The sequence below is a fragment of the Novipirellula sp. genome (genome assembly GCF_041583735.1).
In the GTDB taxonomy this organism is placed as follows: domain Bacteria; phylum Planctomycetota; class Planctomycetia; order Pirellulales; family Pirellulaceae; genus Novipirellula.
The window spans coordinates 1-6,301 of the sequence record NZ_JBFHFD010000505.1 but is presented as its reverse complement, the minus strand read 5'-3'; the positions used below and the strand labels follow the sequence as shown (position 1 = coordinate 6,301).

Here is a 6,301-nt window from a genome sequence, read left to right as displayed (position 1 = left end):
ATCAAAGCTCGGATGCGTCTCGCATGTCTCGACAGTCCCGTGAGCAACGCTAGTGGAGGCAATCGTAAACATGGGGCCCGCAATCGCATCATTCAATCAGAGGGGCAAACCCCTTTCATTGTTCGAAGTTGTTGCCTCCACGGCTTCCAAACCGGGGCTCTCGTGTCAATGAGCCATTGTCAGAAAGCGAGTTGAAAGCGATTCGAATCTGTGCGAATCGCGGTGCACCGTTGGGTGATGAAGGCTAGATCGAATCGATTGCCAAGCGACTCAATTTGGAATCAACGATGCGGTAAAGAGGTCGTCCGAGAGTTCGACCATTGCCAACAAACACAAAAAGAGGTTTGCCCCTTTGTTTCCTGACCCCTTTGTTTCCCAATCTGGAATCAATGATGCGTCCACGAGTTCGACCATTGTCCGAAAACATATTGAAGGGCATCTGAACGCAGCATGAAGAATCGGAACGGTTTATGATTAGCTAAGCACGTCTAACGAACACCTCGTCCCTCTGCGTTCAGGCACACCTCCATGGCAATGCTTTTTCGAATTTATTCTTCACTAGTTGGAACCGCCGCGGCATTGTTGATCCTTGCAACGATTGCACCTTGCAACGCTGAGACACCGGAAATTGTGGTGATAAGCAGTGCAGAAAGCTCGCAAGTACGTTCAATAGATAAATTGCTTCAAGTTTCGTATGGGTATAACTATGAGCCAATTTCAATGGTTTGCAACATAATTAAAGAGTGGCGAGACCCTAACGGAATCGAAGATTATTGGTTTCATCCATCATTTTTGGAAAGTCCTAATGTTGTCCTGCTAATATTCGATTTGGATGTTGGTACTGTTGGGCCGGATCAGGCCGCCGCAATAAATAAGTTCGTAAATAGTCCTCGAACGATTATTGGAATTGGCAACGGACTGAAGAAGGTATCCGCTATCGACCAACACCAGCCCCAAAAGATTGACCAGACCAAATCGATTGACCTGGGCGTAATTTGTTTTGGATACGCTGGTTCTCGCAAAGGGCAGCGTACTACCCAAATATTCTTTGAAAGTGGTGTCTCAGTCGGTTTAAGCAAGCCACTCAGATTCCCCAGTTCCAAAGTCGACTTGCCCGTCGCTTTATCCGGAACTGCAAAATTGACCTCTACGGCAATTCCAATCGCTCGGACAAGCACAGGAATTCCAGTGATTTGGGCATACTTGCGACCCTCAGGGGGCTGGTCGTATTTTCTCGATATCGACGATAAATCGAACATTGAGTTCCCAGCGATCCGCGAATTGCTGGAATCCATAATCTCCAGTTGCTTGGAAACATCAGCGTTGCCGGAGCGAGAAAAGGCAAATTCGGACTAAGGGGAATTCTCCGGGGGAGGAATCAGCAAAAGCAGTCAACGGAGTGCGCCACCAACACGCGGCAACTACAGGTTGCATCGGTGAGAAACGATGTCACTATAGCCCGCCGCGCGGCAGTCTTTCTTTTCTGACCACGCGGATGGATAACGCCCTTTTGACGTGCGACGACAGCAACAGGAAACGCTTCTAGACATAGCCTATCGTTGGCTTACCAAGGCTGACTTGGACACAAATGACGTGTGAATGCCGGAGCGGCGGACGCGATTGAAACGTGCATCGTCGGCCGACGCGGATGTGTTAGGGCTACCGTTTGCGTCGCTCCGGCGTGCGTTTGCGTCCTTGATCCGGCCTACGGCTTTGCAGTAGCGACGGAAACGCCGCCGAATGAGTGGACTTCGAATGCGGAACCGAGCTGGCTTTGCAACTTTCGAGCGGGCCGTCGCGAGAGCACCACTTCGGGGGCAATCGCTAAAATCCCGTGCAGCGGCTGATTACTGACGATCTCAACCGCTAAATCGTCACGAATTGGGTACGGGCCATCGACAACGTATCGCAGGTATTCGCCCTGCTCAAAACGCTGATGCGGCTCGCGGAGCATGCTCTGCTCGATCAAGCCAGGATCAAGAAACACGACCGCTCCGTTGGACGCGACATCATTGACGTGAGCAATGGCGTCTCGCCAATTTTCACCGCGATGCACGAGCCACTCACCACGACTCAGCCTCGCGGCAGTGCCCTGCGACTGCATCAATAATCCAAGCAGCAGTACCATCAGTGTCCCGGCTGTGACCGACTGGACGGCGGTATTGCGTTCAATAGAAAACGATTTGGAGGCTTCGGCAATCGCGGCGCCAAAAAACCATGCTAGCAGCGGTAGCGATGCAACCAAATAACGTCGATGCCAAAGCGCGGCAAACTCAAAATAGGCCACGCCCCAAAAACAAAGAGCACTGACGACCGCAATCGCAACCAACGCGAACATCAACGTGGCGGGACCGCGTGATTGCCAGCCACCACTGCTCTGTTGCCGCACAAATCGCTGCCACAAGAACCCAGCAGTCCACACCAACAACGGTACGACGACGAGGTACGTCCAGGGCCAAATATGCAGGACCTGTTTTAGCGACGTCGCCGACGCGAAACTGGCCCACATCTTTCGCTCGTTCCAAACCTCAAGCCCACCACTTGCCACCAACGACAACGCCACCACTGCAAAGGCAGCAACAAACGGCAGATCCCATTTCGACAAACGCAATGTAGCGTGCCAATCGGCGCATCCCCATCGCACCAGCACCGCGACGACCAACCATCCCAAAACTCCGAGCGAAGTGATTTGACACAGTCCCGCCACCCCGATAGCAACACCAAGCCCCACCCACTGCAGCGAACGTCGACCGTCGGCGGGTGACATGCTCCACAACCGAGACGCGAACCCACACGCGATTGCCGAGGCGAAGATCACGGCGGCGTAGGGGCGAAGTTCGGTGCCGAAAAAAATCGAGTTCGACTCGGCCGCCAACACCAAACCAGCGGCAATGCCACCAACGAGCGAACGGTGGAATTTCGCCACCGCAGCAAAGACGCAACTGCATGCCAACGCGACTGCCAATACGCTGCTGAGCCGCATCGCGATCTCGCCGCTGCCGACAAGTTGTTTCCACCCCCAAAGCCACTGGAAATAGAACGGCTGTTGATGGCCAAACGCCGACCGCGTCGTCACAGCGGCAAACGAATCGTTCACGGTCCAGGCCGTGTGCAATTCATCCACCCAAAAACTTTCCTCCGACGCAGGAAGCCGCAAACCGCACGCGATCACAAAAATCACTGCGGCAATCACCCACAACGTCGACCGCTTCGGACCGTCATCGCTCATGCCTTGGCATCAACCAGACGAGCGAAAATGTCACGCATTTGACGGATGTGATCCGAGTGAATGTCGAGATGTGTGACAAATCGAATCGCTTGGTCGCTGATCGCAAAACAACGCACACCGTGCTCTTCCAGTTTCGCCACCCATGCGTCGGCACTTCCAAGATTCGCTGCGATCTCGACGGCAACGATATTGGTGTCGATACTATTTCCCCGAATCGAAAACCCTTCGTGCGATCGGAACACGTCACCGAGCTGTTTGGCGTGCTCGTGATCTTCACCCAGTCGGCCTCGATGATTTTCGATCGCGTACAAGGCACCGGCGGCGATGATGCCGGCTTGTCGCATCCCGCCACCAAACAGTTTTCGCGTTCGACGTGCTTGCTCGATAAAATCGCGGCTGCCGACCAAGGCCGAGCCGACGGGGGCCCCGAGTCCTTTGCTGAAACAAACGCTGACCGAATCAAACGGGGCGGCGAGCTCAGCTTCGCTGATTCCCGTGGCGGCCGCGGCGTTCCACAGCCGAGCTCCATCAAGATGGGTCGCCAACCCTTCGGACTTCGCCCATTGGCACGACTCGATGACGTCGGCCTGAGGCAAAATCCGGCCGCCGCCGCGATTGTGAGTGTTCTCCAAACAGAGCAGCCGCGTATGAACGAAGTGGTCGTTATGGGCACGGACCTGGCCACGCAGATGCTCGATTTTCAGCACCCCGCCCTGCCCTGGGATCGTTTTCGCCACCAAACCCGACAGCGAGGCAAACGCCCCCTGTTCGTACTGATAAATGTGGCAATCTTGCTCGCAAATAAACTCGCTGCCGCGATCACAATGGACTCGCACGGCGACTTGGTTGGTCATCGAGCCGCTGGGCATAAATGCGGCGGCTTCTTTGCCGAGGATTTCTGCGGTTAAATGCTCCAGCCGCTCCACAGTGGGGTCAATATCGATGACCGCGTCACCGACTTCGGCTTCGGCCATCGCTTTCCGCATCGCGGGCGTGGGCTTGGTCAAAGTGTCGCTACGTAGGTCGATTTCTTGACGCATTGTGGATAATTCGAGGGGGCTGCGGCTAAACAAAACGCATTGTATCGGCTTATGATACCGTTGGGAGAGGCTTGCCCGCCTGTCTACGCATTCCGCCTGTCTACGAAACTGAACGAAGCCTGCGAATAAGCAAACCATGACCGTATCGAATCCATCCAGCTCAAACCTCCCAACGCTCCAGATCCAGCGAGTGGATGCTCGCGAGGGATCCGCGGACATTTTGCTTCAGCTGCGTCAAAAACTCAGTCCCGCAGGCGATGTCGTCAGCCCCCGAGGCCGGGCGCTGACCGAAAAGGTGTTTGGCAAACCGTTGACGCCCGTGGAAGTGGTCCAGACGATTTGCGATGACGTCCAAACCGAAGGCACTGCGGCGCTACTGCGTTACTGCCAAGCACTCGACAATGCCGAACTTTCGGCCGCCGAGCTTCGCGTCCCCGCCGAGGCACTTGAGCAGGCTCACGCCGAGGCGGATCCAAAATTGATCGAATCGATTCGCCGGATTCGTGACAACATCACCGAATTCCAATCGGCGATCCTGCACCAAGATGTCACCATCGAGCCTCGCGCGGGCGTCCGTCTGACTCAGCATTATGTGCCGCTTGAACGAATCGGCGTGTGCGTCCCCGGTGGTGCCGCCGCCTACCCATCGACCGTGCTGATGACAGTCGTTCCGGCCCAGGTCGCTGGGGTGAAACAGATCGCCGTGGTCGCCCCGCCAACCAAGTTCGGTGCGTACAACACCGACATGTTGGCGACGTGCCACGAGCTAGGTGTCACCGAAGTTTATCGCATGGGTGGCGCACAAGCGGTCGCAGCGATGGCGTACGGCTGCGAGTGCATTGAACCGGTTCACAAAATCGTCGGCCCCGGCAACCTATTTGTCGCACTGGCGAAGAAGCATGTGTTTGGAACGGTCGATATCGATTCATTCGCGGGCCCGAGCGAAGTGATTGTGATCGCTGATGGCACTGCTCGAGCCGACTACATCGCGGCCGACTTGTTGGCGCAAGCTGAACACTCACCGGGGTCCGCGATCCTGATCACTTGGGACGAAGCGCTGATCGACGCGGTTCACGACGAGTTGGCGAAGCAAGTGGTCCAGCTCGAACGCAACGAATTGACTGTGGAGAGTCTCGAAGCCTTTGGCGCGTTGATCCTGGTTCGCGATGAACAGCAAGCATGCGAACTGACCGACGATTTTGCTCCCGAGCATTTGCATATCGAAACCGCGAACCCACGCGACCAAATCGCCAAGATCCGCAACAGCGGCGCGGCCTTCTTGGGCCACCATACACCGGTGGCACTAGGCGACTACGCCGCCGGGCCGAGCCATGTGTTGCCGACCGGCGGGACTTGCACTTGGGCAGCCGGATTGTCGAGCAACAGTTTCTTGCGAAGCGGCAGCATTACCGAGTTCGATGAACCTGCACTGAAACAAATCGCTCCTGATGTCGAGCGACTTGCCGAGAAAGAAGGGCTGACCGCTCACGCCCGCAGCGTCTCGATCCGGCGATAATGATCGAATGTACGAATTCGTTCCCAGGCTCCTGTCTAAGAGCGCACTGCGATCGAGGCTCCTGTCTCATTCGCCGAGAAGAGACGCCATGTTCGAGCAGGAAATACCGTGGTCTTTCGCGGAACGAACGCTACATTCTTCCAAATTTTTCGCGGAGCGAAAAACGACAATGAATTTAACCATCCCGAGCCACCTTCTAGCTGAAACGAATTAAGAAGTGCCCGAGTCATCGTTCTTCCGCCCTGCCCTTGCCAAAATGCAGCCCTACACGCCGGGGGAACAGCCTGCGCCGGGCAAAACGGTCAAGCTGAACACCAACGAAAACCCCTACCCGCCGCCCAAGGCGGTGGTCGAGGCGATTCAGCATGCGGCCACCGGTGCAATCAACCGTTACCCCGACCCGGTGGCGACCGCGTTTCGCCGGGCGGCTGCTAACGCATTGGGGTTACCCGGTCCCGAATGGATCCTGGCGGGCAACGGCAGTGACGAGATCCTGACGATGCTGGTCCGCGGCTT

General features: G+C 56.0%; 5 protein-coding genes. 3 read left to right on the top strand and 2 right to left on the bottom strand.

The annotated features are described in order from the left end of the window. The first annotated feature begins 528 nt into the window (after positions 1 to 528). The gene (locus tag ABX962_RS26925; RefSeq protein ID WP_372724025.1) at positions 529 to 1,356 is read left to right on the top strand and encodes a hypothetical protein; all 828 of its coding nucleotides are present in this window, start codon (positions 529 to 531) and stop codon (positions 1,354 to 1,356) included. A gap of 349 nt (positions 1,357 to 1,705) precedes the next feature. Here ABX962_RS26925 and ABX962_RS26920 read toward each other — a convergent pair whose 3' ends face one another. Both ABX962_RS26920 and ABX962_RS26915 read right to left on the bottom strand, forming a co-directional pair. After that, the gene (locus tag ABX962_RS26920) at positions 1,706 to 3,229 is read right to left on the bottom strand and encodes a hypothetical protein (protein WP_372724023.1); all 1,524 of its coding nucleotides are present in this window, start codon (positions 3,227 to 3,229) and stop codon (positions 1,706 to 1,708) included. Beyond that, the gene (locus tag ABX962_RS26915; protein ID WP_372724021.1) at positions 3,226 to 4,269 is read right to left on the bottom strand and encodes a low specificity L-threonine aldolase; all 1,044 of its coding nucleotides are present in this window, start codon (positions 4,267 to 4,269) and stop codon (positions 3,226 to 3,228) included. The genes ABX962_RS26920 and ABX962_RS26915 overlap by 4 nt, the downstream gene beginning before the upstream one ends. A gap of 136 nt (positions 4,270 to 4,405) precedes the next feature. Between ABX962_RS26915 and hisD the strand changes: the two genes are divergently transcribed. Further along, positions 4,406 to 5,785: a histidinol dehydrogenase gene (gene hisD, locus ABX962_RS26910; RefSeq protein ID WP_372724020.1), complete on the top strand. Its 1,380-nt coding sequence runs from the start codon at positions 4,406 to 4,408 to the stop codon at positions 5,783 to 5,785. 256 nt (positions 5,786 to 6,041) lie between these two features. Further along, a partial coding sequence (locus ABX962_RS26905) for an aminotransferase class I/II-fold pyridoxal phosphate-dependent enzyme (RefSeq protein WP_372724027.1) occupies positions 6,042 to 6,301 on the top strand: 260 nt, incomplete at its 3' end.

Bases quoted from the DNA above. Each gene is read 5' to 3' on its own strand.
- ABX962_RS26925 (WP_372724025.1), top strand. From the start codon at position 529: ATGGCAATGCTTTTTCGAATTTATTCTTCACTAGTTGGAACCGCCGCG.
- ABX962_RS26920 (WP_372724023.1), bottom strand. From the start codon at position 3,229: ATGAGCGATGACGGTCCGAAGCGGTCGACGTTGTGGGTGATTGCCGCA.
- ABX962_RS26915 (WP_372724021.1), bottom strand. From the start codon at position 4,269: ATGCGTCAAGAAATCGACCTACGTAGCGACACTTTGACCAAGCCCACG.
- hisD (WP_372724020.1), top strand. From the start codon at position 4,406: ATGACCGTATCGAATCCATCCAGCTCAAACCTCCCAACGCTCCAGATC.